The organism is Halorussus vallis, assembly GCF_024138165.1.
GTDB lineage: Archaea > Halobacteriota > Halobacteria > Halobacteriales > Haladaptataceae > Halorussus > Halorussus vallis.
Genome location: NZ_CP100000.1, coordinates 3,461,983 through 3,486,182 on the forward strand (window position 1 = coordinate 3,461,983; position 24,200 = coordinate 3,486,182).

29 protein-coding genes are annotated in these 24,200 nt (G+C 68.5%); 13 read left to right on the top strand and 16 right to left on the bottom strand.

Features of this window, described 5'->3' with window-relative positions; all coding sequences use genetic code 11:
• Nucleotides 1-99: 99 nt before the first annotated feature.
• On the bottom strand, nucleotides 100-504 hold the full coding sequence (locus tag NGM07_RS17525) for a PPOX class F420-dependent oxidoreductase (RefSeq protein WP_253513882.1): 405 nt from the start codon (nucleotides 502-504) through the stop codon (nucleotides 100-102).
• A gap of 153 nt (nucleotides 505-657) precedes the next feature.
• Between NGM07_RS17525 and NGM07_RS17530 the strand changes: the two genes are divergently transcribed.
• The 4 genes from NGM07_RS17530 to NGM07_RS17545 all read left to right on the top strand — a co-directional run bounded on the left by NGM07_RS17530 (nucleotide 658) and on the right by NGM07_RS17545 (nucleotide 3,477).
• On the top strand, nucleotides 658-927 hold the full coding sequence (locus NGM07_RS17530) for a MarR family transcriptional regulator (protein ID WP_253513884.1): 270 nt from the start codon (nucleotides 658-660) through the stop codon (nucleotides 925-927).
• A 99-nt stretch (nucleotides 928-1,026) separates the two neighbouring features.
• Entirely contained in the window at nucleotides 1,027-1,842 is an 816-nt protein-coding gene (locus tag NGM07_RS17535) for an MBL fold metallo-hydrolase (RefSeq protein ID WP_253513886.1), read from the top strand.
• A 58-nt stretch (nucleotides 1,843-1,900) separates the two neighbouring features.
• Nucleotides 1,901-2,653, top strand: a complete 753-nt coding sequence (locus NGM07_RS17540) for a YkgJ family cysteine cluster protein (protein WP_253513888.1) — start codon at nucleotides 1,901-1,903, stop codon at nucleotides 2,651-2,653.
• A gap of 407 nt (nucleotides 2,654-3,060) precedes the next feature.
• On the top strand, nucleotides 3,061-3,477 hold the full coding sequence (locus NGM07_RS17545; RefSeq protein WP_253513890.1) for a TRAM domain-containing protein: 417 nt from the start codon (nucleotides 3,061-3,063) through the stop codon (nucleotides 3,475-3,477).
• Between the two features lie 117 nt (nucleotides 3,478-3,594).
• Here the strand turns inward: NGM07_RS17545 and NGM07_RS17550 are convergent, their stop codons facing one another.
• Nucleotides 3,595-4,335, bottom strand: coding sequence for a hypothetical protein (locus NGM07_RS17550; RefSeq protein ID WP_253513892.1), 741 nt, complete (start codon nucleotides 4,333-4,335; stop codon nucleotides 3,595-3,597).
• A 107-nt stretch (nucleotides 4,336-4,442) separates the two neighbouring features.
• Between NGM07_RS17550 and NGM07_RS17555 the strand changes: the two genes are divergently transcribed.
• Complete coding sequence (locus tag NGM07_RS17555) at nucleotides 4,443-5,072, top strand: DUF106 domain-containing protein (protein ID WP_253513894.1); 630 nt, start codon at nucleotides 4,443-4,445, stop codon at nucleotides 5,070-5,072.
• A gap of 25 nt (nucleotides 5,073-5,097) precedes the next feature.
• Here the strand turns inward: NGM07_RS17555 and NGM07_RS17560 are convergent, their stop codons facing one another.
• A complete protein-coding gene (locus NGM07_RS17560; protein ID WP_253513896.1) occupies nucleotides 5,098-6,825 on the bottom strand; it encodes a radical SAM protein in 1,728 nt (575 codons plus the stop codon).
• A 312-nt stretch (nucleotides 6,826-7,137) separates the two neighbouring features.
• On the opposite strand from NGM07_RS17560, the gene NGM07_RS17565 reads away from it, so the two are divergent.
• The 3 genes from NGM07_RS17565 to NGM07_RS17575 all read left to right on the top strand — a co-directional run bounded on the left by NGM07_RS17565 (nucleotide 7,138) and on the right by NGM07_RS17575 (nucleotide 8,912).
• A complete protein-coding gene (locus NGM07_RS17565) occupies nucleotides 7,138-8,250 on the top strand; it encodes a hypothetical protein (RefSeq protein WP_253513898.1) in 1,113 nt (370 codons plus the stop codon).
• 87 nt (nucleotides 8,251-8,337) lie between these two features.
• Complete coding sequence (locus NGM07_RS17570) at nucleotides 8,338-8,496, top strand: DUF7559 family protein (RefSeq protein WP_253513900.1); 159 nt, start codon at nucleotides 8,338-8,340, stop codon at nucleotides 8,494-8,496.
• Nucleotides 8,493-8,912: an Hsp20/alpha crystallin family protein gene (locus NGM07_RS17575; protein ID WP_253513901.1), complete on the top strand. Its 420-nt coding sequence runs from the start codon at nucleotides 8,493-8,495 to the stop codon at nucleotides 8,910-8,912. Before NGM07_RS17570 ends, NGM07_RS17575 begins: the two co-directional genes overlap by 4 nt.
• Before the next feature lie 63 nt (nucleotides 8,913-8,975).
• Here the strand turns inward: NGM07_RS17575 and NGM07_RS17580 are convergent, their stop codons facing one another.
• The 8 genes from NGM07_RS17580 to NGM07_RS17615 form a co-directional block, all read right to left on the bottom strand.
• Nucleotides 8,976-10,166 (bottom strand): NAD(P)/FAD-dependent oxidoreductase, encoded by a 1,191-nt coding sequence (locus tag NGM07_RS17580; protein ID WP_253513903.1) that lies wholly within the window; start codon nucleotides 10,164-10,166, stop codon nucleotides 8,976-8,978.
• Nucleotides 10,163-10,933 carry a creatininase family protein gene (locus tag NGM07_RS17585; RefSeq protein WP_253513905.1) on the bottom strand — a complete coding sequence of 257 codons (771 nt, stop codon included), beginning with the start codon at nucleotides 10,931-10,933 and terminating at the stop codon, nucleotides 10,163-10,165. The genes NGM07_RS17580 and NGM07_RS17585 overlap by 4 nt, the downstream gene beginning before the upstream one ends.
• Before the next feature lie 75 nt (nucleotides 10,934-11,008).
• Nucleotides 11,009-11,521, bottom strand: a complete 513-nt coding sequence (locus NGM07_RS17590) for a DUF8215 family protein (RefSeq protein WP_253513907.1) — start codon at nucleotides 11,519-11,521, stop codon at nucleotides 11,009-11,011.
• Nucleotides 11,522-11,691: 170 nt separating this feature from the next.
• Entirely contained in the window at nucleotides 11,692-12,474 is a 783-nt protein-coding gene (locus tag NGM07_RS17595) for a DUF7388 family protein (protein ID WP_253513909.1), read from the bottom strand.
• Nucleotides 12,475-12,902: 428 nt separating this feature from the next.
• Nucleotides 12,903-13,178, bottom strand: a complete 276-nt coding sequence (locus NGM07_RS17600) for a hypothetical protein (RefSeq protein WP_253513911.1) — start codon at nucleotides 13,176-13,178, stop codon at nucleotides 12,903-12,905.
• 19 nt (nucleotides 13,179-13,197) lie between these two features.
• The gene (locus NGM07_RS17605) at nucleotides 13,198-13,800 is read right to left on the bottom strand and encodes an NUDIX hydrolase (protein WP_253513913.1); all 603 of its coding nucleotides are present in this window, start codon (nucleotides 13,798-13,800) and stop codon (nucleotides 13,198-13,200) included.
• Nucleotides 13,801-13,910: 110 nt separating this feature from the next.
• Nucleotides 13,911-14,435 carry a DUF7109 family protein gene (locus NGM07_RS17610; RefSeq protein WP_253513915.1) on the bottom strand — a complete coding sequence of 175 codons (525 nt, stop codon included), beginning with the start codon at nucleotides 14,433-14,435 and terminating at the stop codon, nucleotides 13,911-13,913.
• A gap of 66 nt (nucleotides 14,436-14,501) precedes the next feature.
• A complete protein-coding gene (locus NGM07_RS17615; RefSeq protein ID WP_253513917.1) occupies nucleotides 14,502-15,188 on the bottom strand; it encodes a helix-turn-helix domain-containing protein in 687 nt (228 codons plus the stop codon).
• A gap of 174 nt (nucleotides 15,189-15,362) precedes the next feature.
• On the opposite strand from NGM07_RS17615, the gene NGM07_RS17620 reads away from it, so the two are divergent.
• The gene (locus NGM07_RS17620) at nucleotides 15,363-15,752 is read left to right on the top strand and encodes a DUF7344 domain-containing protein (RefSeq protein WP_253513919.1); all 390 of its coding nucleotides are present in this window, start codon (nucleotides 15,363-15,365) and stop codon (nucleotides 15,750-15,752) included.
• 70 nt (nucleotides 15,753-15,822) lie between these two features.
• Here the strand turns inward: NGM07_RS17620 and NGM07_RS17625 are convergent, their stop codons facing one another.
• Nucleotides 15,823-15,996, bottom strand: coding sequence for a hypothetical protein (locus NGM07_RS17625; RefSeq protein WP_253513921.1), 174 nt, complete (start codon nucleotides 15,994-15,996; stop codon nucleotides 15,823-15,825).
• A gap of 262 nt (nucleotides 15,997-16,258) precedes the next feature.
• Here NGM07_RS17625 and NGM07_RS17630 point away from each other — a divergent pair, with 262 nt between their 5' ends.
• Nucleotides 16,259-16,930, top strand: a complete 672-nt coding sequence (locus NGM07_RS17630) for a helix-turn-helix domain-containing protein (protein WP_253513923.1) — start codon at nucleotides 16,259-16,261, stop codon at nucleotides 16,928-16,930.
• Between the two features lie 132 nt (nucleotides 16,931-17,062).
• A complete protein-coding gene (locus NGM07_RS17635; RefSeq protein ID WP_253513925.1) occupies nucleotides 17,063-17,449 on the top strand; it encodes a DUF7344 domain-containing protein in 387 nt (128 codons plus the stop codon).
• A gap of 55 nt (nucleotides 17,450-17,504) precedes the next feature.
• Here NGM07_RS17635 and NGM07_RS17640 read toward each other — a convergent pair whose 3' ends face one another.
• Nucleotides 17,505-18,329, bottom strand: a complete 825-nt coding sequence (locus tag NGM07_RS17640) for an amidohydrolase family protein (RefSeq protein ID WP_253513926.1) — start codon at nucleotides 18,327-18,329, stop codon at nucleotides 17,505-17,507.
• Between the two features lie 182 nt (nucleotides 18,330-18,511).
• Here NGM07_RS17640 and thsA point away from each other — a divergent pair, with 182 nt between their 5' ends.
• Nucleotides 18,512-20,074, top strand: coding sequence for a thermosome subunit alpha (gene thsA / locus NGM07_RS17645; RefSeq protein ID WP_253520243.1), 1,563 nt, complete (start codon nucleotides 18,512-18,514; stop codon nucleotides 20,072-20,074).
• Nucleotides 20,075-20,302: 228 nt separating this feature from the next.
• Here the strand turns inward: thsA and NGM07_RS17650 are convergent, their stop codons facing one another.
• From NGM07_RS17650 to NGM07_RS17660, 3 genes are all read right to left on the bottom strand, one after another.
• Complete coding sequence (locus tag NGM07_RS17650; protein ID WP_253513928.1) at nucleotides 20,303-21,112, bottom strand: DUF1801 domain-containing protein; 810 nt, start codon at nucleotides 21,110-21,112, stop codon at nucleotides 20,303-20,305.
• A 187-nt stretch (nucleotides 21,113-21,299) separates the two neighbouring features.
• On the bottom strand, nucleotides 21,300-22,379 hold the full coding sequence (locus tag NGM07_RS17655; RefSeq protein ID WP_253513930.1) for an SDR family oxidoreductase: 1,080 nt from the start codon (nucleotides 22,377-22,379) through the stop codon (nucleotides 21,300-21,302).
• A gap of 228 nt (nucleotides 22,380-22,607) precedes the next feature.
• Nucleotides 22,608-23,423, bottom strand: coding sequence for a GHMP family kinase ATP-binding protein (locus tag NGM07_RS17660; RefSeq protein ID WP_253513932.1), 816 nt, complete (start codon nucleotides 23,421-23,423; stop codon nucleotides 22,608-22,610).
• Between the two features lie 188 nt (nucleotides 23,424-23,611).
• Between NGM07_RS17660 and NGM07_RS17665 the strand changes: the two genes are divergently transcribed.
• Nucleotides 23,612-24,184, top strand: a complete 573-nt coding sequence (locus NGM07_RS17665; protein ID WP_253513934.1) for a hypothetical protein — start codon at nucleotides 23,612-23,614, stop codon at nucleotides 24,182-24,184.
• The last annotated feature ends 16 nt before the right edge of the window (nucleotides 24,185-24,200 follow it).

Sequence of the window (24,200 nt, forward strand, 5' to 3'; positions counted from 1 at the left end):
GTCGCGGACCGGTCGAGCGCCGGGCGATTCGGGACAGTCTCCGCGGGTCGGACGCCGGCGTCCGACCCGGAACTCGAAATCGAAAGCGACCCTCCGCGTTCACTCCCCGCCGGTCACGACGCGGTCCGGGCGAATTCGGATGATGACCCGCGGGCCGGACTCCTCGCCGTGGTTGGGGTACTCCTCGACGTCCATGTACCGCCGCGCGAGTTCGTCGATGTGTTCGACCGCGCCCTCCTCGGTCACTTCGACGACCTCGCCGCGGACCGAGACGTACCGGTACGGGTCGTCGGGGTCCATCACGCAGATGCCGACCTTGGGGTCGCGCTCGACGTTCTTGGCCTTGCGTCGGCCGCGAGCGGTGTTGACCAGCAGGTGGTCCTCCCCGTCGCGGTCGATCCACACCGGCGTCACCTGCGGCGCGCCGTCGGGCATCAGCGTGGCGAAGTTGGCGAACGTCTCGCGCTCGAACAGGTCTTGGAACTCCTCGGGTATCGATTCCATACGCCATCAGTTGCGTCTCGGGCGACGTAATTTTTGCCGCCCGAACGTTCCGCGAAACTAATATAAGGCATGATTATACTTCCTTTAGGTCCTAAGACTGTACTGACGCCCATATAGCCAACATTCATGAAGGGGCTACGGAGTGAGTTAAACATGAGCACGACCACGGACGAGCCCACCGTCGCTGAGCAATCAGTAGAAGACTACCGCGAACGCCTGCGCGAACTGCCACCCAGCGCCAAGCTGGTCGCGAAGGTGCTGGAAACCGACGCGCCGCTCTCGCAGGGCCAGCTCGCCGAGGAGTCGCTGCTGCCCGACCGCACGGTGCGCTACGCGCTCAACCGGCTCGAAGAGAAGGACCTCGTCGACTCGCGCTACAGTTTCCAGGACGCCCGCAAGCAGGTCTACTTCCTCGACCGGTAGGACTTCTCCGCAGTTCGTTCGATTCTCCGTCTTCGCCCGTCGAGCCGCCGCAACGCCGAACCGCCCACGCTTTTCGTCCCGGATTCCGACTCCAGAGCCATGCACGTTCGTCGATTCCCGGTCCCCGTCGACACGTTCGCGCCCGGCGGGACCACCAACGCCTACCTGCTCGGCGACGCCGACGACGCGGAGACGATTCTCGTCGACCCCGCCGGACGCACGGACGACCTCGACCGCGCGGTGGAAGCGAGCGACGTCGCGCACGTCCTGGTCACGCACGCCCACCCGGACCACGTCGGGGGAGTCGCACACTACGCCGACGAAACCGGCGCGACGGTCTGGGCGCGCACCGGCCGCGAGGACCGCTTCGAAGCCGCAACGGGAGTCGCGCCCGACCGGACCTTCCGCGAGGGGACGACCGTCGGCCCCGCGACGGTGATGGAGACGCCCGGCCACGCACCCGACCACGTGGCTCTAACCACCGACGCGGGCGTGCTGACGGGCGACCTCGTCGTCGCGGAGGGGAGCGTCGTCGTCGGCGCCGACGAGGGCGACGTGCGGGCGTACCTCACCTCGCTTCGGCGGCTCTACGCCCGCGACCCCGACCGACTGTACCCCGGACACGGCCCGGAAATCGACGACCCGCGGGCGATCCTCGAACGGCTGATTCGCCACCGACTCGACCGCGAGGCGAAGGTGCTGGCGGCGGTGAGCGGCGGCGCGACCGGAATCGACGAGATTCTGGACGCCGCCTACGACAAGGACCTCTCGGGGGTGCGCGACCTCGCTCGGAGCACCGTCGCGGCCCACCTCGAAAAGCTCGCCGTCGAGGAGAAGGTGTCGTGGGACGGCGACGCCGCTCGCGGCGCGAGCGGCGTCGCCACGTCCGAGCGAGACGGGCCGGACCGCGCATAGCCGCCGCGTCCGCGTCCGCGATAGCGGCCCTTTTGGTCGTTGGGACGAACCCTCTCACGTGGAGAGCCTGGAGACCGAACTGGAGCGCGCCCGCGACCTCGACCCCGACGAACTGGCCGACGCCATCGAGTCCATCGGCTTCGAGTGCACGCGCTGTGGCGCCTGCTGCAAGGGCGCGGAACCGCGTTCCGCGGACGGTCGAGTAGCGAGGGACTCTCCGAGTCCCTCGAACCGTGCGAACGGTGGTAGCCGCGAGCGGACGGCCGCGTCGCGGGACGCCGAGGCCGGCGACCCGCACACCGCGACCGTCTTCCCGGACGAGGTGCGCGACCTCCAGTCGGCCACGGACTACGATTGGCGGGACGTCGCCCGCCCGATGCCCTACGGACTCGACGACGACGGCGTGGGCGAGACGTTCGAGTGGGCGCTCCAAAACGACGCCTGCGGCGACTGCACCTTCTACGTGGAGGCCGACGACGGGACCGGCGCCTGTGCGGTCCACGAGGACCGGCCGCTAATCTGTCGGACCTACCCCTTCAGCGTGGCGCTCGGCGGTACCAGCCAGCCGATGGGCGAGGCTGTCGATAATGCTGGCGTGGTCCGCGCCCACGAGTGCGAGGGCCTCGGGCGCGACATCGACCGCGAGCACGCCGAGGAACTCGCCGCGGCGCTCAAGGAGCGCGCGGTTCGGGAACTGGAGGAGGCCATCGGCGTCCGCGACGCCTACGAACCGACCGACCCCGGCGACGGCGCGGTCGTCCACGACTCCGAGGGCGCGAAGCGACCCGACGGTTCGGAGTACGAGGGCTGAACGCCGCCGCGACGACGGCCGCCGCGGCTACGACCGAGAGCGAGCCGATTTCGAATCTGAACCTCGGCACGCCGAGCGTTGGCCTCGGTTTCCGAAATAAACGTTCGGACGAGGTGCCCGAAGGTGTGTCAGCGCCCGCAGACGAACGGGCGCGGCGGCGGCGGTGTCGCAGGGCGCGAAGCGCCCGCACTGACCACTGCACTGCGAGCGAAGCGAGCAGGCCAAGGAACCGTCGACGGAGCGTCCGAACGAAGTGAGGACCGACAGGAGACGGTGACGCCGTGCTTTTCGTCGACGTTTTGCCAGCGAGAAAGTTCGCCTGTGGCGAACTTTCGAGCGCAGCAAAAGGTCGGTCGCAAAACTCTTTACCTATTGACTGCTTGCATCCGCATGGAGGCGTATTAGCCTTGGAGATCTCTGACAAACTCCTGTGTCTGTTCAGCGCTGATGTCACTATTGAAGACGACAAGTACGTCGTCGAAGTACCGCGGCGGGAGGTCGACTCCGGGTCGATCCAACCCGGCGAGACGTATCGCGTCGCGCTCATATCGAACGACTCGGAATCTACCGAATCCGAGTCGAAGAGCGAGAGCACCAACAAGAGCGGCGGCCCGCCGTCGGAACCGCAACCCCCCGTCGAGGAGGGCGAAATTCGCTACGTCGAAGTCGAGGATATCGGCAAGCAGGGCGACGGTATCGCCCGCGTCGAGCGAGGTTACGTCATCATCGTTCCCGACGCCGAGATCGGCGAGCGTGTCAAAGTCGAAATCACCGAAGTCAAGTCGAACTTCGCGGTCGGCGAGATCATCGAGGAAGACTTCTAATCCGCTTTTGCGGCGAAGGGGTCGGCGGGACGCCGCCGACCCCTCGCCGCCGCTTTTAACCCTCAGTCGACGCCAGAGCGCGGGCGATGTCGGCGAACGAGCGCCGGAGAACCGCGCTCACGGCGCTCGTTCGCCGACGGATTTCGTCGTCGCTCCCTCGACGAGCGCGTCCACGAGGTCGGGTTCGACCGTCCAGACGCCGTAGTAACTGTCGGGGTCGCGCTCGACCGCGACCAGCGCGGCTTTCGCGGCGTCGTTGCCGTCGCCGTCGAACGCGACCAGCCAGGTCCCCGCCAGGGCGTGGTGGCCCTCGTGGACGACGAACGACTCGGGGTCGCCCGACACGAACGCCTCGTTCTCGAAGACGTGGACCTCCACGCCCCCGTCGGCGATGCTCTCGTACAGCCGCCACTGGTCGTCCATCGAGGCGAGTCGCTGCTGGCCGCCGACGTAGAGGCGGCCCGCGCCGGCGCGCCACGCCAGCGTCTCGACGCGCTGGGAGAGCGTCCGCAGGCCCTCGCGGTCGGGGTAGCCGGCGAGAAAGAGCGTGTCGGTCGGCGCGAACGCCGAACCCGCGTCCGAAACCGCCCGACGTGACCGCTCGATTCCGGAGTTCGAGTGGACCAGCGCGCCGCTGACGAGTTCGCTGTCGTGGAGGACCGCGAACTCGTCGTCCCGGTCGTCCGCGACGGTCGTTCCGACCGTCACGTTCCGGACGTCGAGGTAGTCGCCCAGCGTCGCCCCGAGCGTTTCGAGGTCGCGCTCGGAGCAGTCGGTGTTGAACGCGGCGAGCGTCAGCCCGTCCGGCACCATCTCGGCCGATACTCGCCGCTCGTCGCCGATGTCGGGGTCGGTCATGGAGAACGTACCGTCGCTTCGGGCGAATTTTCCATAAGCGTAGCGGCCGGGGGCTCGCCCGCGTCCGCCGGGCAAGATTGATAACGACTCGTTAGAAAGTTGACTATGTGGCGACCGAATCGGCGCGCGGGTGGACCGCCTACGACAAACTCGCCGGACTCCTCGCGCTGGCGCTGATGGCGGGGTACTACGTCGGCCCGATACAGCGAGCGGTCGGAACGACGATGCAGGCGCTGCTCGGCCCGGCGGCCACGCTGGTCCCGTTTTCGGTGCTGATGGTGCTGTTGGCGGGGACGACCGGACTCTCGTCGGTGATTCTGCACGCGAAGCTCCGGAGCCAGGAGGGGATGGAGGAGGTTCGCGAGCGGATGACCGACTTGCAGGACCGCCTCGACGCCGCCCGCGAGCGCGACGACGACGAGGCCGTCGAGGAACTGCTCGACGAACAGCGGGCGGTCACGCTCCGGATGCTCGCGGGGATGAAGTCGCAGTTCCGCCCCGTCGTCTGGAGCATGCTGGTTTCGATTCCGGTGTTCCTCTGGCTTCGCTGGGTGTTCGTCGCGCCGAGCGTGGCCGTCGCACCCGCGGCGCTCGCGCTCCCCGTCGTCGGTCCGATAGCCTGGACCGCCAGCCTCGTCGGCCCGGTGAAGGTCTGGCTAGCGTGGTACGTCGGCTGCTCGCTGTCGACCGGCGTCCTCGCGCGGCGATTGGTCGCGCGCTTCGCGGGGTCGGCGTAGTCGATTCTCCTGCCTTTTCTCCGGTTCAGTCCGCGCTCTCCGGTTCCTGGGCGTCGGCGAACTTCGAGAGGTCGACGCCGACCTCGGCCTCGAGGTCGGCGGGCGACTCGTAGGGGCGGTTGACGACCACGTCGCCCGCCCGCCGCTTGCCGAGGCCGGGAATCGCGGTGAGTTCGTCCATCGACGCGCCGTTCAGGTCGAGCGGGTACGGCACGCCGGTCACCGACCGGTAGCCGTGGTCGACGACCGCCACGTCGACGGTCCGGCCCAGTTCGCGTTCGCCCGGAATTCCCACCAGTAGCGGGTAGGTGCCGAGTTGCCGGCCGAACGTCCGGCCGTCCTGGTGGTACTCCAGGTGGACGTCCGGCAGGACGGTGCCGGCCGGCGCGAGTCGCTGCAGCATGGGGTTGTCGACGTTCTCCCGGACGCGGGTCTTGTACTGCTTGAACAGTTTCTTGTGGTCGTTGGCGATGTCGGCGCCGACGTCGCTCATCTCGGTGCCGTCGAACGCCATCACCTGCCGGATGTTGACCCGCCGGAGCATCAGCCCCGCGTCGTAGACCCGGTTCAGGAACGCCTCGTTGTGCTCGAACGTCTCGCGGCGCTCGCCTTTGAGTCCGTGAAGCAGGTTGATGCCCGGCAGGAGTTTCGGCAGGCGGTCGGCGGCCGACTCGCCGTGCGTGGGAGCGTCGGCGGGGTCTTCGCCGGGTCGCCACCCCGCTTCCTCGTTGACGATTTTCACCGCCTCGAAGCACTCGTCGGCGGTGACGTTCAGATTGTTCTCCTCCTGGACGACGGGGTCGGCTGATTCGAGGCCGAAGGCGGCGGTGTCGCCGGGCGTGTTGTGTTCGGCGATGACCCGGATGCCCTCGCGGGCGAGGTCGGGCCACTCCACGACCGTGATGGGGTTCATGTTGTCGAGGTGGAGCGTACCGAGGTCGGGAGCGACCTCCCGGATGCCGCCGTACAGTTCGCGCAGGGCGTCGGGGTTCGGCTTCTCGCCGTCGCCGCCGTAGGCGAGGATATCGGCCTGTCTGCCGAGTCGGAAGTGGCGCGCGCCCCGCTCGTAGAGGCCAGAAACCTCCTCGATTACCGAGCGCGGTTCCCTGAAGGAGGGGTTGCCGTACAGCGGTTCCGTGCAGAACGAACACCGGTAGGGACACCCCCGGGAGGTTTCCATCTCGCAGATGAGGTAGTCGGGGTGGTTGGGGTGCTGTTCGATGACGAACGCGCCCTCCTCGGCCCAGCGGTCGATCTCGGCGTTGTCGCGCATCCGGTTGCCGAACCCCTCCAGGCCGCTGTTCAGCAGGTCGTACACCGCCGCCTCGACGTCGCCCTTCGCCACGAAGTCGAAGTCCAGGTCGTCGCGCTCGGTTTCGGTGCCGCCGGCGTTCTCGTCGCCGACACCGAACTTCACGGGGCCGCCCATCAGACTCGTTCCCCGGGCGGTCCAGGCCATCTTGCGCACCTCGTCGGGTTCGGCGGGCGTGCCCCCGACGTACTTGCCGGGGACGGTCATCCCGCCGATGTAGACGAAGAGGTCGGCCTCCTCCACGTCGCGCCACTTGTGGGTGTCCTCGCGGAGTTCGTCGATGGTGTGATAGGTGACGTTCTCGGCGGGGACGCCCGCGTCCACGACCGCGCCGGCGGTGTACCGGGGGTACGTCGAGATGTACGGCGGCACGCCGAAGTGGGCCGGTTCGTCGACGTACCCGTCCACGAGGGTCACGTCGAGGGTCGCGAGGTCGGTCATGGGGGTGAGTTACTGCTCGAACGGTAAAACCGTGCGGATAGGGGTCGGAGCCGACCGGCGGTGCGACTCGGGAGTTCGACCCGACCCTCCACCGCGTCGCCGGCAACCTGGAGGCGAGCGTGCTCTGCGTTATGCGTCGAGAGCATACGTGCGAAAACGATGCAATTTACTTCCTTACCGTTTCACCCGTTTACGAACTATTTAATTCGACACCGACGGTAGAAATATATTCACATTTCAGGTCAGGCGAAATCTGGAAATCCCACAGGAGACGGATAACAAAGGCCAATACGGCATTTCCCTGCAAATGCGATGGCATTCGAACTGAGCCGACGTTCGTTCCTCGCCGCGACGGCGGGGAGCGTGGGCGTCACTCTCCCGACGGCACGTTCAGCAGAGAAGAACGAACAGACTAACTACGTCCTCAAACAGGGCGATAGCTGCGTTCCGGTCGTTCCGCTCTCGGGCGACGAGCCCGTGGAGGAGTTCTACGACTACCGGACGCCGAACACCGACCCGAAGAGTTTCAAGTACGCCTCCTTCGGGACGACCGACCTCCAGCGCGAGAACACGAGCATCGTCTTCCTGTACGACGGCCCCGAGGGCCTGAGCCTCGTGGTCGTCCACGGGAAACTCGGCGCCGACGACGACGGCGGGTCGGTCACCATGGGCTTCGCCGGACTCGCGGGCGGCGAGTGGGCCGTGGGCGACGACATCTACGACGCCGACACCAATTACGACGAGTTCGGCCAGACCGACGACGGTTGGCGGGTCGACTGGACGTACGCCGGCGGTCGGACCGACGGCGGCGCCTACCGCGGCCTCGGCGAGGACTTCGAGGTCACCGTCACGCCGAACTTCAACGAGGAGGCCAACCTCTACGGCGAGCACTACGACGGCACCATCGAGGACTGGCAACTGCTCTCGGGCGATAGCAGCAGTCCCGAGCGGACCTCGCTCTCGATGAGCGAACCGGTCACCATCCGCGCCGGTACGTGCGGGTCGAGCGGTTCGGGCGGGTCGGGCGGCGACGGGAAGAAGGACGAGTCCGGTCCCGTGAACGCGAACGCGACGCTCGTCCAGGACCGCGTGAACCCCGAGAGCAACGGCCGCATCCAGGTCGCGCTCCGCTCGTCGGCCACGTTCGACGCGACGACGCTCAACGTCGGCACGGCGACCTTCGGGCCGAACGACGCCCACCCGAAGCACGCCGAGACGACAGACGTCAACGGCGACGGCCGACCCGACCTCCTGTTGCACTTCCGGGTGGCCGACACCGGCGTTAGCTGGGAAACCGGAACGATGACGCTCGAAGCCGAAACCGACGAGGGACGGACGGTCACCGGCGAGGTCGAGGTCAAGGTCGTCCCGCAGAAGGGCAAGCAGGGCGGCGACGAGAAGACAGACGAGAAAGAGAACTGCTAGGTTCACGGCGAACGCGTCGATTCGAGCGGTACGCCCTTTTCTTCCCCGTCCGAAAACTGTATCACCGAACGGGAGCAACTCCTTACCATGCCCGCGACGCTCGAAGTGAAGTGTACCAACGACGACTGCGAGTTGGACATGTTCGAGATGCACTACACCTACGACATGCCGGACGACGTGGGGCTGACCGACTTCGAATGTCCGTACTGCACGCGAACCGACACCCTCGAAGAGATCGAACTATGACCCTGCGGGACATCGGCCGGTCGTTCGGCAGCGCCGTCCTCCAGCGCGTCGGCCGGGCCGCGAGCAAGGTCCAGGAGTCGAAGCCCCTTCCCGTGGACCTCCTGGAGAGCGACGACGCCTACCTCGTCATCTTCGACGCGCCCGGCGCGACCGGCAGCGACGTGCAGGTCCGGTACGCCGACGGCGCGGTGCTGGTCCGCATCGACCGCTTCCGGGACTTCCACGAGGGCTTCGAGATGCTGTTCCCCGGCCGCGGCCTGTCGCTCGACGGTCGGGCCGACCTCCCCGCCGACGCCGTCGTCGACGCCGAGGAGGCGACGGCGACCCTGACCGAGAACGGCACCCTCCACGTCGAGGTCCCCAAGCGGGAGAGCGCGACCGAGTCGGACACTGCCGCGGCCGAGTCCGACGCCTGAACGCCGGCTTTCGTGCGAACCGCCGGACCCCATCCTCGTTCTATCCTTCCCGTCGACCCCGAGTTACTCGACTCCCATCCCTTCGACGACGTCGAACTCCTCGTCGCCGGCGAACCGGGTCGGGTCGAACTCGGGCACCGGGTTCTCGCCGAGCACGCACTCGGCGACCGCCTCGCCGAGCGCCGGCGCGCGCATGAACCCGTGGCCCTGCCACCCCGCCGCGACGTAGAGGCCCTCCCGGAGTTCGCCCAGTAGCGGGTCGCGGTCCGGCGTCGCGGTGCAGAGGCCGGCCCACGACTTCCGGACCGGTCCCTCGAAGCCGTCGAGTCGGTAGGCCAGTCGCTCGCGGGTCACCTCGCGGAAGTCCCGGTCGGCCGCGCGTTTCCAGTCGTCCGGGTCGCTCTCGACCTCCTCGGTGCCGTCGCCCGCCAGCAGGCCGGCCGGGTGGGGCCGGAGGTAGTAGCCGCCGGTCGCGTCGTACACCATCGGCAGGTCCCCGCCGTAGGCCGCGGTGAGCGCCTGCACCCGGTAGGGCTTGAGCGGAATCGGGACGCCCGCGGCGGCGAGCAGTCGCTTGGTGTGGGCGCCCGCGGCGACGACCACCGCGTCGAACGCCTCGTACTCCGCGAACTCGGCGGCGGTTCCGCCGGCCGGCCCCGCCGCGTCGCTCGCCCGCTCCGGGTCGGCCGCCGACCGGCGGCCGATCCGGAGCGGATTGCGCTCGACGGCGGCCTCGACGCCGGTCAGGAGTCGCGCGCCCACCTCGCGGGCCTTCGCCGCCAGCAGTTCGGCGTAGGTCGAGGGAATCGCACATCCGGCGTTCTCGGCCACCGCGGCCACCCCGACGTCGGCCCACTCGACCCGCGGGAACCGCTCGCGGAGCGTCTCGCGGTCGACCAGCGCCACCTCGCGGTCCTGGGCCGTCATCCGAGGCACCTGCCGGCGGACGGCCTCGGCGCGTCGCTCGTCGCCCTCGCGGGCGAACCAGACGTACGGCGCTTCGCGGAACTCGAAGTCGCCCTCGCCGGAGAACTCGCGGAAGCGCTCGATGGCCCGGTCGCCGACCCGGGCGTCCTCGGGCGCGGCGAAGGCGTCGTAGAGGACGCCTGCCGCCCGGCCGGTCGACGCGTGAGTTCCGCCGATCTCGCCCCGCTCGAAGAGGGTGACCGCGGCGCCGCGCCGCGCGAGGTCGTAGGCGGCGGTGACGCCGACCGCGCCGCCGCCGACGACGGCGACGGAGACGTTCGGACTCACTTGTGCTCCCGCGGCCAGAGGGCCGCCAGGTCGCGCTCGGCCAGCCAGTCGACTAGCGCCGCGAGGTCGTCGCCCGCGGCGTCGAGCAGTTTCTCGCCGATTTCGGCGGTTCCCTCGGTGGGGTCGCCGACCGCGCCGCTCTCGGTGAAATCGACAGCGTCGAAGCCGACCGGCGCGCCGCGGACGGTCTTGCCCCACGAGTCGGCGCCGTTCTCCTCGGCGTCTTCGAGCGCGGCCTCACGCACGAGGTCCGGCGCGGCCGCGAGCATCGCGCTCGTCTCCACCGCGTCGGCGTGGCCGAGCGAGGTGTCGAGCAGGTCCTCGACGAGCGCGTCGAGGTTCGACCACCAGTTCCACGGCGTCGCGAACGCGACCTCGTCGTCGCGGAGTCGCCGGGCCGCCCGCCGGAGTGCGTCGGAATTGCCGCCGTGGCCGTTGACGATCACGGTCTTCCGGACGCCGTGGGAGGCGACGCTCGCGACGATGTCCGCGACGTAGTCGGCGAACGTGTCGGGGTCGGTCCACAGCGACCCGTGGAACTGCCGGTGGTGGGCGCTGACGCCGACCGGGACGGTGGGGAGCACCACCACGTCCTCGCGGTCGGCGACTCGCTCGGTGACGGCCTCGGCCGCGAGGAAGTCGGTTCCGAGCGGCAGGGCCGGGCCGTGCTGTTCGACGCTCCCCGTCGGGATGAGGGCGACCTCGGTTTCGGCGAACGCGTCGGCCGCGGTCGCCGTGGTGTGTTCGTGGAGAGAGTTCCGTCGCATGCGCGACTGGAAGGCTGTCGAGCACTTAGGCGTACGCCCGCCGGAAAATCGGGCGTAACTCGGGACCGGAGAACGTCACCCGGAAACGAGTTCGTAACACTCCTCGGCGACCCGGGGGAACGCGAGCGTCGCCGCCACCGCGACCGCGAGCGCGAAAGCGACTCCGACGAGCGCCGAGTCGGTCGCGACGAGCGTCCGGGTGCCCCCGTAGGCGGCCAGCCACAGCGTCGCGTTGAAGTAGACGACTCGCAGGGCCACCAGCGCGGGCGTCACCGAAACCCAGCCGAGAACGTCGGTGCCGGGCGGTTCGAACCACCCGCCGCGAATCGCGGTGGCGACGACCGTCGCTCCGGCCCAGGCGACGAACGCCATCGTCTTCACGCCGAAGAACCGGAGGTCCTCCGAGAGCAGGAAGTAGTACAGGACCGGCAGCGCCGACAGCGAGACGTCGGCGAACACCGCCACGAGGTCGTTCACCCAGCGTCCGAAGGCGTCGGTTTCGGCCGAGGTGACCCGGCCGTCCCCGTACCACGTCTGGCGGCGCTTCGAGTGGGCGGTTCGGGCGTCCCGCGCGGGGTGTTCGCGCATGGCTACAGTTTTTGACGTACCCCGCGCTCGAACTTTGCAGTTTCCCCCGTAGGTCAGTACGGCCTCGAACACGGTGCGGCGCACAGACGCGACGGCGCGGACGCGCCGTCGGTCTGGCCCGCAAAACGGTCGGTGGTCGGCCGATGGTCGGCCGGTGGTCGGTCGGCGCCTCAGGCGACGAACTCCTCGATGCCGCGGGCGGGGTAGCCGACCACGATGTCGGCACCTGCTTCCTTCAGCGCCGCGACCCGCTCGCCGACCCGTTCGGGCGTGCCGACCAGCGCGTAGTCACGGGTGGCCGCCGACAGCACCTCGCGGGCGCGTCCCGTCGCGGCAGCGCCGGTCGCCGCGCCGTCAGGGAGCGCCGACCGGACGGGACCGCGGCGGGCGGCGTAGGCGCCCACGGCGTCCAGCACCGCGTCCTCGTCGTCGGTGAGGACCGTAGGCGCGTACACCGCGATTTTGCCGTCGAAGCCGGCGGCGCGGAGCGCCCGGAGGTCGCGGCCGGTGGTCCGCGAGAGGAGTTCGAACTGGGTCGCGCCGGTCGCCATCGCGAGGCGCTCGACGCCCTCGGTGCCGACCCAGGCGGTGGGGTCGCGCTCGACGGCCGCCCGGAGGCGACCCGCGACCGCCCGCTTTCGCTCCTCGGCGTCGAGGTAGGCGGCGTGGCCCGCCACCGCGACGAGGCCGACGCTCGCGGGCACCTCTGCGTAGAGCGCGTCGTCCCCGAGGGGGTCGAAGCCGTCGGCCCGGACGGGCGCGGTGAGTCTAACCTCCTTGGTCCGGGCGAGCGACTCCAGCACGTCCCGGTCGGGGAGGTGTTCGCGACCCTCGTAATCGACGGTAATCGTCTCGAAGGGCAGTTCGGCCGCCCGCGAGACGTCGCACTCGGCGGGTTTGAGCGCGGCGGCGTCCAGTCCGGTCGCGGCGAGAGTCTTTCCAGTGGTCAACATCGGCGTACACCTCGGTCAGCGTCGCTCAGAACTAGTCGTCTACTGCTCGTGCGGAACTCGATCCATCGTCTGTGCGACCATGTGACCTCTCGTACCCGCGGGACTCCCAAAAGCCTATCGACGGTGGGGGATTCTTACCGGACTTCGCTCGTGGGAGAGGGGTGCGAATCGGCCAACTGGCCTTCTACTCGGCGCGCGCTGGCGTGACTCCGCGGTTTGGAGTCACGCCCACGTCGCGCGAGGGATGACTGAGCGCCGATAGGCGCGAAGGAATCGGCTGGGGAGGTGTGTGGCGGTGGCGGTGCGGCTACTCATGTGCATCGTGCAAGTAGCGGTCTGCGGTGCGGTCGCGGTGGCGGTAGAAGAACGAGGAGTCGCGATAGCAGTTCTACCTGACGTCCTTCGCCTATCTCCCGTCTAACGACGACTCACTCCCCGCGTCCCCGATACCAGTAGATGAAGACGAGAATCGGTATCACGGCCACGACGGCGTAGTGCCACTCGTTCGCGAACACGGGCGGCAACCACAGCAACAGGACGACGACGTACCCCACGAGCGCCCCCAGCACCGTCCCGCCCTTCGCGTCGCCGAGGTACTCCGCGAGCGCGCCGACGGCCGCGAACAGCACCACCGCCGCGAGCGCGACGACGACTTCGTCGAACGACGAGAGGAAGCCGTGACCGGGGTCGAAGAAGTCGGGCATCGTGCGAATCGGGCGGATTCTATCCGCCCCGAACGTCGGCGTCGGGGTCCACCACGCGGTCTATCTTCTCGGGCGCGCGCCAGTCGGTGGTCAGTTCCAACAACTGCACCAGAATCCGGCCCGTCGCGCCCCAGACGGTGTAGCCGCCGACGTGGAAGAAGTGGACGACCGCCTCGCCGTAGCGGGGGTGTTCGCGGCGCTCGTTCTCGTAGTTCTCGGGGTCGAGGAACCCCGAAACCGGAAGGACCGCGATTTCGGCGACCTCGCGCTCGTCGGGCGTGTACTCGCGGTCGGGAACCCGGGCGACGTAGGGCGTGACGGCGTAGCCCGTGGTGGTCCGGATGTCGTCGAGGCGGCCGACGACCTCCGCCTCCTCGGCCCGGAGGCCGATCTCCTCCTCGGCCTCCCGGAGCGCGGTCGCCTCCAGGTCCGCGTCGCTCGGTTCGCGGCCGCCGCCGGGAAAGCTCATCTGGCCGGCGTGTTCGCCCAGGTGGTCGGCGCGCTTGGTGAACAGGAGGTGGTCCTCGCCGTCGCGTTCGACCACGGGGGCCAGCACGGCGGCGTCGCGCCGCTCGTCGGTGACCTCTCGCGGAACGTGTTCGGCGACCCGGCCCAGTTCCATACGTCAACGTCGTACCCGGTCGCCTTAATTCGAACGTTAGCCGCGTCCGGCGCGGGTCGGCGAATCGTGACCCGGCGGCCCAGCGAGCAGTCGCGTTCCCAGCGCCCGAACTACTCGAACGCCCGGTCGAGCGTCTCGCGCACGCGGTCGGCCTCGACGGGTGCCCACGCTTCGAGGTCGTAGCTCGCATCCAGCAGTTCCCGGGCGCGCTCGGCGTCGCCCGCGGCGGCGACGGTTCGACTCTCCTCGTGCAGGCGCGCTTCGACCGACGACCCCAGTATTTCGCGGTCCACCTCGCGGTCGGGCACGTCCATGATGTGGGGGAGGTCAGGGCCGTTCTCGGGAACCGACGGGAACGCCGTCGGGCCGGCGACCAGCAGCGTTTCTGTTGGTTCGCCGTCGGCGGAGGGCGATTGCCCGCCACCGTCGGTGCTCACCTCGCCGCCCTCGTCAAGGTCGTACTCCACCAGGTAGTAGCCCTCGACCGCGCGCTCGATCTCGGCGGCGAACGCCTCGCGGTTCACGTCTTTGCCCTGCTTGAACGCGAGTTCCACCAGCGCCTGCTCCAGTTCGTCGTGGGTGAGCGCGCCGAAGAGGTCCACCACTCCGGCGAGTTCGTCGGTCGTGTCGGCCATTACCGGGGTGGGTACGTCCCAGCGGCTTAGTTGTTCGGGACCGGCGTTCTCGGCCCTGCGGCGGCGTCACTCCTCCTCTTCGTTCTCGCGCTCGGCCTCCGCGTCCGGGACCTCGTCGTAGATGGTCGCCCTGACGAGCGCCTGGGTAGCCCGCCTGAGTCGCTCGGAGATGGCCTGCCGGGAGACGCCGAGCACTTCCGCGAGGTCCTCCAGTTCTGCCTCGCGGGGAATCGAGAAATAGCCCATCTCGGTCGCGGTCCGGAGCGTCTCGTACTGACGGTCGGTCAGCCCGAACGTCTCGCTGCCCCGACCGCCCGCGCTGTAGAGCTGTCGGAGTTCGAACCTGAGTCCGTGTTCGCGGCAGAACTCGGCGTACTCGCGCAGGCTCTCCCGGTCGGGGAACCGAATCCGCGCGCGCCAGCCGTTTCCCGACCGCTCGGAGGAGACGAACACGCCGCCGAGGTCGGCCCAACTGTTGTAGGTCATGAGCGTCTCGCCCTCGGCGGTGAGTTCGACCTGGTAGAGGCGCTGGTCGTCGACCTCCGCGAGCACGTGGGCGTCGCTGACCGTCGGGTCGTCGGCGAGCGCCACCTCGAACGTCTCGAAGTCGGTCCCGGAGACCCAGAACGCGATGGCGAACGGCTTGGGCCCCCGCGACGTCTGCTGTTCGATGGAGATGTCGGCGTCGGGAGCGGCCGCCAACGTCGCCTGTAACACCGGGGTTTCGAGGTAGAAGTCGGCGATGAGCGTCATGGGAACCGTACCACCGGTTCACCTATAATATTCCCGGCTAATTTTTAGCTCGCCGGATTGGGAATATTCTGCCGGAGGCCGCGCGGAACGTTTGGGACGGAACGAAAATTTAAGTAGTGGAACGCTCGGGAGGGCGGTCGCGTTTTATTATTCGAATGGCGGTATCGATGGACGATGGTAGGTGGAAGCTTAGGTGCGACCCCGAGCGAACGTATCGACTCCGCATGTTCTCTGCTGGCCCACTCGCGTCGCCGCGTCGTCCTCTACGCTCTGCGGGGGTGCGAGACGGTGGCCGTCGACGAACTCGTCGACGCGATACTTCGGGACGAGGGAACGACGGCGGCGACCGACCAGAAGCGAGAGCGAGTCCTCACGTCGCTGTACCACAAACACCTCCCCAAACTCGCCGACGCGGGCGTGATAGATTACGACTTCGAGGACGGAACGGTGGCTCCGGCCGGGATGGAACGCCTCGAACCGCTTCTGGGGACCGTGCTGCGCCACGAGACGAGCGTCGAACCGGGGTCGCTGGGGTTCGGCGACTCGGGGTACGGACTGTCGTAGGGAGACGCGCCGACTCTTCGTACGAGGACGTCACCTTCCGAGTGACGACGCTCCCCGACCGCGGTTCGTCTCAGGACGGAGCGTCGTCGCTTCGCACGTCGGTCGACTCGACCGCTTTCACGTCCCGAGAACCGCACTCGCAGACGCCCGAATCCGTCGGCAGAATGAGTTCCCCGTCGTGTTCGCGCGCCACGTAGACGTTTCCGCAGTCCGGACAGGAGACGATTAGACTGGAACGGCTCATGGACCAACCACCGGGTGAAACCACGGTTGCTTGAATATTAAACGTACTCGTACTCCCCGCGGTTCGCCGCGGGACGCGCTCTCCGTCGGGTACGCCGACGACGCTCTCTCGTCGCGCGGAACTCGATTCGGCGATGCGCTCTCGACGCGCGGAACTCGGTCCGGCGACCGACCTCGTCGGACGGACGCCGACGCAACAAGGTATTACGGACGCCGCCTCGCGTGGCAACAAGACATACCCGAATGCGACGCGTACCCACGCTATGAGCGTCATCCTCGAGTTCTCCGTGGACGGCGACGCGTTCGCGCTCGGGCAGGTGTTGTCCGGGCCGGCCGACCTGCGGTTCGAACTCGAACGCATCGTCCCGACCGGTGACGCCGTCATGCCGTTCGTCTGGGTCACCGGCACGGGTTTCGAACAGTTGGAGCAGGAAGTGCGCAACAGCGACCGGGTCAGGGAGGTCCGCGCCCTCGACAAGGTGGGCGACAGCGCGCTCTACCGAATCGAGTGGGACGAACCCCACGAGGGACTCATCGAGGGCATCGCGGAGGCCGAAGCGACGGTCCTCGAGGCCCGCGGGAACGAGAACGGTCGGGGCCGGTGGACGTTCCGACTCCGGTTCAACGACCACGACAGGCTCTCGCAGTTCTACAACTTCTGCACCGAGAACGACGTGCCGCTCCACATCGAACGGACGTACACCCTGACCGAGGACACCGAGCGTGGCAAGCGCTTCGGCCTCTCCCAGGAACAGCGCGAGGCGCTGGTGTTGGCGCTCAAGCGGGGCTACTTCGACTCGCCCAGTCGGGCGAGCCTCGGCGACCTCGCCGACGAACTCGGCATCTCCCAGCAGGCGCTCTCGGACCGGATTCGACGGGGGAACGAGACGATCCTTCGGCGCGTGTTGCTCTCGTCGGTTTCGGACTTCGAGTGAGACTCCTTCGGCGGCGGGAAACTTTCCCCTCGGTTATAAAAGCGTTGTAGGTACAACGGGAGGGCATTTTTGGTTCCCCTTTGTGGTTCCGTACGAACCGTGTCCACTGATAAGGAGTGTAACCGTTCGTCGGTGTCGGATACGCTCGACGAACTGCTGTCGGCGCTCGCCGACGACGACCGGCGGCGCGTGCTGGGCTACTTCTACGACACCTCGGAGGACGTGGCGACGGTGGACGAACTCGCGGCCTACCTCGCCGACGGGTCGCGGTCGGCGGCGCCGGCGGAGCCGGACCCGATTCGGTCGGCCGGGCGGGGGCGTTTCGCCTCCCGGCTTCACCACTCGGTGCTGCCGAAACTGGCCGACGAGGGCGCCGTCGAGTACGACCCTCGAAGCGAGACGGTCCGCTACCGGGGCGGGCCGGTGTTAGAGCGGTTGCTGGAGCGCGCCGCCGACGTGGGCGACGAAGGGACGGAGCGCGTCGCGAGCGACGGGGCCGGCGGAGAGCGACGCGAGTGAGGGTTCGCGCGAGCGCGAACGGGGAGTTCGGCCGAGGGCGAGTGACCGCCGGCGGTCACTCGCCCTCGGCCGACAGGCCGGGGACGACCCGCGACGGATTCTTGTCGAAGACCTTCCGCATGGCGTCCTCGGGCACGTCGAGGGTCAGAATCTCCATCACGGCGACGTTCGGGTGGGAACTCGGCGCGCCGCTCCCGAACAGCACCCGGTCGGGGTGTTCCATCACCGCCCGCTCCAGCAGGTCGCGGTAGCGGACGTAACTGGTGTCGAGGTAGCACTCGTCGTGGCGCTCCAGCAGGTCGATGGCGTCGGTCATCAGGTCGCGGTTCAGCGGGTGGCCGCCGAAGTGCGCGAGCACGACCGGGAACGACCGGGAGAGCAGCGTCTCGGCCGCCGCCTCGGGCGAGTAGCCCTCGCCGGCGTGGACGAGGACCGGGAGGCCGACCGATTCGAGTTCGTCGAGCACCTCGTCGTCGGGCAGGCCGTCCTGGACCGGGTCGAGTTTGAACCCGTGGAACCGGTCGTCGTAGGCGTACTGCTCGACGTCGCCGGGCGAGGTGTGGTACTCCTGGCGGCGGGCGGCGAGGTTGCGCAGGCGCGAGGAGGCGGCCCCGCCGGGGTCGCGCGGCCCGTTGATGCGGGCGAACGCCAGGAACGGCCGGTCGACGCTCCGGCGCGCGACGGCGTTGTTCGCGCTCACGTAGTTGTCCTCCCGGCGCGGCCCGGGGAAGACCACCGACCGAACCACCCCCGCCTGGTGCATCTCCCGCTCCAATCTGTCGGGACTGATCGCCCGACCGCGCGTCTGGACGCCGCCGGCGTCGGCGTTCAACCGCGCGTGTACGTCTACCACCCGAAATCTGTGCTCCAACTCCAGCATCAGTTCGGCCAACGGATACCCCCTATTTTTTCGTATCGGTCGCGCGCCCGCCGCGGCGGGCGCGCGACGGTTCGTTTCGGGGGCGGCCGGTCGCGAGCCGAGGGAAATACTTATATAGAATATCAAACATCCTTATCACTGGGGATTCAAGCATGTCAGAGTCAGGATTCGGACAGCGACGCATGGGCGGTCGACCGATGTTCGTCCTCGCCGAGGACACCCAGCGAACCCACGGTCGAGACGCCCAGACGTCGAACATCGCGGCCGGCAAGGCCGTGAGCGAGGCGGTACGGACCACGCTCGGCCCGCGCGGGATGGACAAGATGCTGGTCACGGACACCGGCGACGTGACCATCACCAACGACGGGGCGACCATCCTCAACACGATGGACATCGAGCACCCCGCCGCCCAGATGATCGTCGAGGTCGCCGACGCCCAGGAGGAGGAGGTCGGCGACGGCACGACCACCGCGGCGGTGCTGGCCGGCGAACTCCTCGCGAAGGCCGAGAACCTGCTCGACGACGACGTCCACCCGACGACCATCGTTGAGGGGTACGCCCAGGCCCGCGACCTCGCGGTCCAGGCCGTCGAGGACCTCACGCTTGACGAGGAGACCGACGACGACCTGCTCCGGTCGGTCGCCGAGTCGAGCATGACCGGCAAGGGGACCGGCGACGTGACCACCGAGCGACTCGCCGAAGTGGTCGTCGACGCGCTCCGCCACGCCGAGGGCGACGAGGGCGTGGTCCGGGACAACGTCCGCGTCCACACCCAGACCGGCGCCTCCTCGTCGGCCACCGAACTCGTCGAGGGCATCGTCAGCGACGCCGAGCGCGTCAACAAGAACATGCCCCAGTCGGTCGAGGACGCGACCATCGCGGTCGTCGACGAGAAACTCGGCGTGCGCGAGGCCGAGATCGACGCCGAGTACAACGTCGAGAGCGTCGACCAGCTCACAGCCGCGATGGACGCCGAGGAGCGCCAGCTCCGCAAGTACGCCGACGACCTCGAAGCGGCGGGCGTCGACGTGGTGTTCGCCACCGACTCCATCGAGGACCGCGTGGCCGCCTCGCTGGCCGACGCGGGCATCCTCGCCTTCGAAGACGTGAGCGACGACGAGGCTCGCGCCGTCGCCACGGCGACGGGCGCGAGCCGAACCGGCAAGGTCGAGGACATCGAGGACGCCGACCTCGGCCGGGCCGACGGCGTGCGGGTCCGGACGTTCGGCGACGAGGACCTCGTCTTCATCGAGGGCGGCGCGGCCGCCGAGGCCGTCACGCTCCTCGTGCGGGGCGGCACCGAGCACGTGGTCGACGAACTCGAACGCGCGCTCGAAGACGCGCTGGACGTCGTGACCGCGGCGCTCGACACCGGCGGCGTGGTCCCCGGCGCGGGCGCGACCGAGATCGCCATCGCCGACCGGGTCCGCCAGGAGGCCGCGGGCGTCGAGGGCCGCAAGCAACTCGCGGTCGAGGCGTTCGCCGACGCGGTCGACGTGCTCCCGCGCACCCTCGCGGAGAACACCGGGATGGACCCCATCGACGGCCTCGTCGACCTCCGCTCCGGGAACGAGCAGTCCGAGGGCCGCGCCGGCATCATCGCCACCGGCGAGAACGGCGAGGTCGGCGACCCCGTCGAGGCGGGCGTGCTCGACCCCGCGGCGGTCAAGCGCGAGGCGCTCGAGAGCGCCACCGAGTCCGCGACGATGATAGCCCGCATCGACGACGTCATCGCGGCGGAGTAGCGGGAACAGCCCGAATCGGGCCGAACGGTTTTTTGCGGCGACGGTAAGCTCCGGGATTACGGCGAGTCGACAGTGTAGCGAGACTGCGCAGAACAACTACCGGAGATATCGTAGGAACGCGCCTCGAGGAAGTCGCCGTTGGAATCGAACGCGACGGAGTGTACAGCCATCGTGCACCCTGGATGTGGGATTCGTGACTGCCGTACGGCTATCGCACCGGCGCGGGATTCACGACCAGCCCATCCCCGGATCGTCGGCGGCCTGTCGCACCCAGGAAGCGACCTGCTCCTCGTCCAGCGTATCCGTCTCCTCCACGTCCAGTGCCTGTCTCTCGGGGGCCGTCCCGCTGGGCGGCTCCGGTTCGAGGTACGACTCGGACACGAAGGACAGTTTCACGTGTTTCGAGAACGCACTGAACGACGCGAACCACCCTCGGTTCTCGACGCCGTAGAACGGCTGGTGATACCTCACGGCGCGTCGCACGTCGGGCACTTCGCGTTCGATTATCTCGTCGAATCGCGTCGCGACCTCGCGCTTCCAACCCGGCAGCGCCGCAATGTACGCCTTCACCGCCGCCGACCCGTCGGTGTCGTCACCTCTCCGCGCCGCCTGGTACCGTTTCTGCCGTTCCTCCCATTCCTCCTGCGTCGGAACCCGGTCCGATAGCTCGATTTCCCCGAGGTCTTCGTCCGCGACGGTTTCCTCCCCCTCTCGGCCCGACATCGCCGTCACGACCAAAATTGGATCTCGCTCGTCCGACTCGGAGAACAGGTCGAAGTCCACCCGCAACGTCCCCCCTCGCCAGTGGCGAGCAAAACCCACCCAGCCTTCGGCGCGGTCGTCACGGGCGTCTCGCTCGACCCGGAACAGACCCATCAAGGCTGGAACGACGTCGGCACCCCATTGGAGCCCCTTTTCCGGGTCCGTGAAACGAACTCCCTCGTCGTGGTCGGCACCGTAGTATGGTGCTCTGATCGCCCGGTTCGCCATCACGAGTTCGGAGACTCGCTGGGCCGTGAGTGGGTCGGACGCGCTCATACTCACCAGCCGATATGTGGGAAACTGTTATCAAGATTTCCGGCGTTCACGGAACGACGGTTTCGGTCCCACAGAATCGAAACAGATTCGCTCTCCGTGTCGAACTCGCCCGCCGTATTCAGCGCGCGACCTCCGTCGCAAGCGGGATATTTCGGCTGTACCCGGAAAGAAAGGAATCGGCAGCCGCCTACCGCCTGCGCTGCTCGGCGACGACCGGCCGGCGTCGTCGCGTCCGCTCTGACTCTTCGTCCCGACCGCGGCGCTTCCGGTAGCGCGAGTACAGCGCCAACCCGACCGCCCCGAGGCCCGCGGCGACCGCGCTCCGCAACCGGCCGCGCTGGGCGAGTCGAGTGTAGAGGCTCGTCTCCGAGACGTGGCCCTCGTAATCGCCGCGCTCTTCGAGTTCGCCGGTCGGCTCGTCGATGTTGTCCGGCGTTCCCGCCCGCGGCGGGCGGTCGCCCTTCTGGAGCGGGACGAACAGTTTCTCCATGACGACGTCGGTCAGCCGCGACGCGTAGTACCCCATCTGCGAGAGGTTCTTCGCGCCGCCGCCGACGAGCACGTCGCGTTGGGGTCGTTCGGCGGCGTCGAGAATCGCCCGCGCCACCGTCTCCGGAGCGTAGATGGGCGGCGGCAGGCTGGCTTCCTCGTCCATGTAGTTCTTCGCGTGTTCGGGGTACGGCGTGTCGATGGACGTCGGTTTGACCAGCGTCACGGAGACGGGCGCGCCCTCCTCCTCCAGTTCCATCCGCAGGGCGTCGGTGAACCCCTTCACGGCGTGTTTGGAGGCCGAGTAACTCCCCTGGAGCGGGATGGCGCGGTCGGAGACGACGCTCCCGATGTTGATTATCGCGCCGCCGCGCTCCTTGAGGCGGTCGGCGGCTTCGAGCGACCCGTACAACAGGCCCCAGACGTTCGTCTCGAACTGGTCGCGCATGTCCTCTATCGGCGTCTCGTCCAGCCTCCCATAGAGGAACGCGCCCGCGACGTTGACCCAGGTGTCGAAGCCGCCGAACTCAGCCTCGGCGGTTTCGGCGATCTTACGGACGTCGTCGCGGTCGCGGACGTCGGCGACGACGTACGCCGCCTGGCCGCCCTCCCGGCGAATCTCGTCGGTCAGCTCCTCCAGGGCGTCCTCGCTCCGGGCGGCGAGCACCACGCGAGCGCCCCTCTCGGCCGCCATCCGGGCGGTCGTCAGGCCGATGCCCGACGACGCGCCCGTGATCACTATCACCTGTTCTTCGAGCGGTTCGAGTTCGACGCTCATCGGTCGCGGCCCTCCGTCCGGGGACGCGAGTCGTCGGGGCCGGACGCGTTCGGCCGTGGCTGTGCCTCCGAACCGGCGGTAACCGCGGGCTCCGTTCGAGTCATCGTGGGTTCTCCGACCCCGCGCGGGGTCAGTCGTAGAAGGGCAACGACGTCCTTAATCTCGGTGGCTGTCGCGGAAGGTGCTCGACGGCGTGCGGCGTCGAATTCGACGCCGCACGCCGTCGTTCTACGGTTCCTCCCCGTCGCCCAGAACGTGCGCGCCGTCCGAACAGACGCGAGTCCGCTCCTCGAAGACGCCCTCGACGCCGACCGCGAAGACCGTTTCGCCCACCATCGCCATGCTCGCAGTACCGCCCGACGCCTCCGCGTCGGCGACCGCGCCCTCGACCTCGGGCGTCGGCAGGCCGACTTCCCGGGCGAACGCCCAGGCGACTTCGGTCACCTCGGCGAGCGACGGTTCTTCGGGGAGTCCCTCGATAGTCTCCGTGCCGACCTCCGCGATGCGGGCCATCAGGTCGTCGTCGGCCAGCGCCTCCTCGGTCGAGATGGGGCCGAAGCTGACGTACTCGACGGGCGTCTCGCGCTCGAACCGACGGATTCCGTCGGCGTCGCCGACCACGAGGCCGCCTCGGTCCTGGACGAACACGTCGCCGAGTCCGGTGCCGGCCTCGACCTCGGCGCGGTGGGCGACGTCGACCAGTTCCTCGCGCGAGCGGCCCAGGGCGAACTCCCGGTCGGCGGCGAGGACCGTCGCCAGCGTGGCCGCGCCGCTCGCGCCGAACCCGCGGCCGATGGGCACCTCCGCGGTGAGGTCGACGCGGGCGGTCGAACCCAGCGAGTCGAGGGCGAGTTCCACGGGTTCGAATGCGGTGGGCGAGCCGTCGACGGCGACGACGGACTCGGACTCGGACTCGGGTTCCTCAAGCGGGGTCACGTCGGCGACCACGCCGTCGGCGACAGCGAAACTCGCGCCCATCGACCGGTCGGCATCCTCGACGGGGGCGAAGACGGCGGTGACGCTTCCGGGGGCGAAGGCTCTCATACCACACTCTGGGTCGTAATTCCTTGTCAACCCTCGGATGGAACGAGGCGGACTTGATACCGGGGCGGAAGTCCGAGAAACCAGCACCGAACGGGACGGCGTACCGACCCGATTACGGACGAATCGGCCCGCAGTTCGACGGCTCGCCCGTAATCCTTCTTTCCGTGGCTCCCGTTTCTGCCTAGTCCATGAGCATCGAAACGCACCTCGGGCGCGACGAATCCGAGTCCGTCTCCCCGACCGACGTGATGCGCTACTGGCTCGGCGAGGAACTCGACGACGAGGACTCCGATTCGGACCTCGACCCCGACGAACTCGCGACCGAACCGACGCTCCGGGAGGAACTCCTCGAACGGAAACCCATCGCGGGCCGGGTGTTCGCGTCCGAGACGGCCGAGTGGTACGACGTGGAACTGTCCGCCGAGGAGCTAAAGAACCTCCGCGTGGTCGTCGGCGAGCACGACGAGGACTGGCGGGCGATGACCGACGACGACCGCATCGAGTCGGTCGCCCGGCGAATCCTGGAGGTCGACGACCTCTCGGAGTTCGACGAGGCGACGCCCAAGAACCTGGACAAAGTCGTCGGACTCGCCGAGGAGTTCGCCGACTCGCGGCCCGAGAGCCGACTCATCGTCGTGAAGGAGGGCGACGACCCGGCGTACGTCGCGGACGGCAACCACCGCGCGGTGGCTCACGTCCTCTACCTGCTGAACGGCGGCGAGTACGAGGGCCACCGGGCGTATCTGGGAGTCCGGGAGTAGTCCGTCCGTGTTGGCG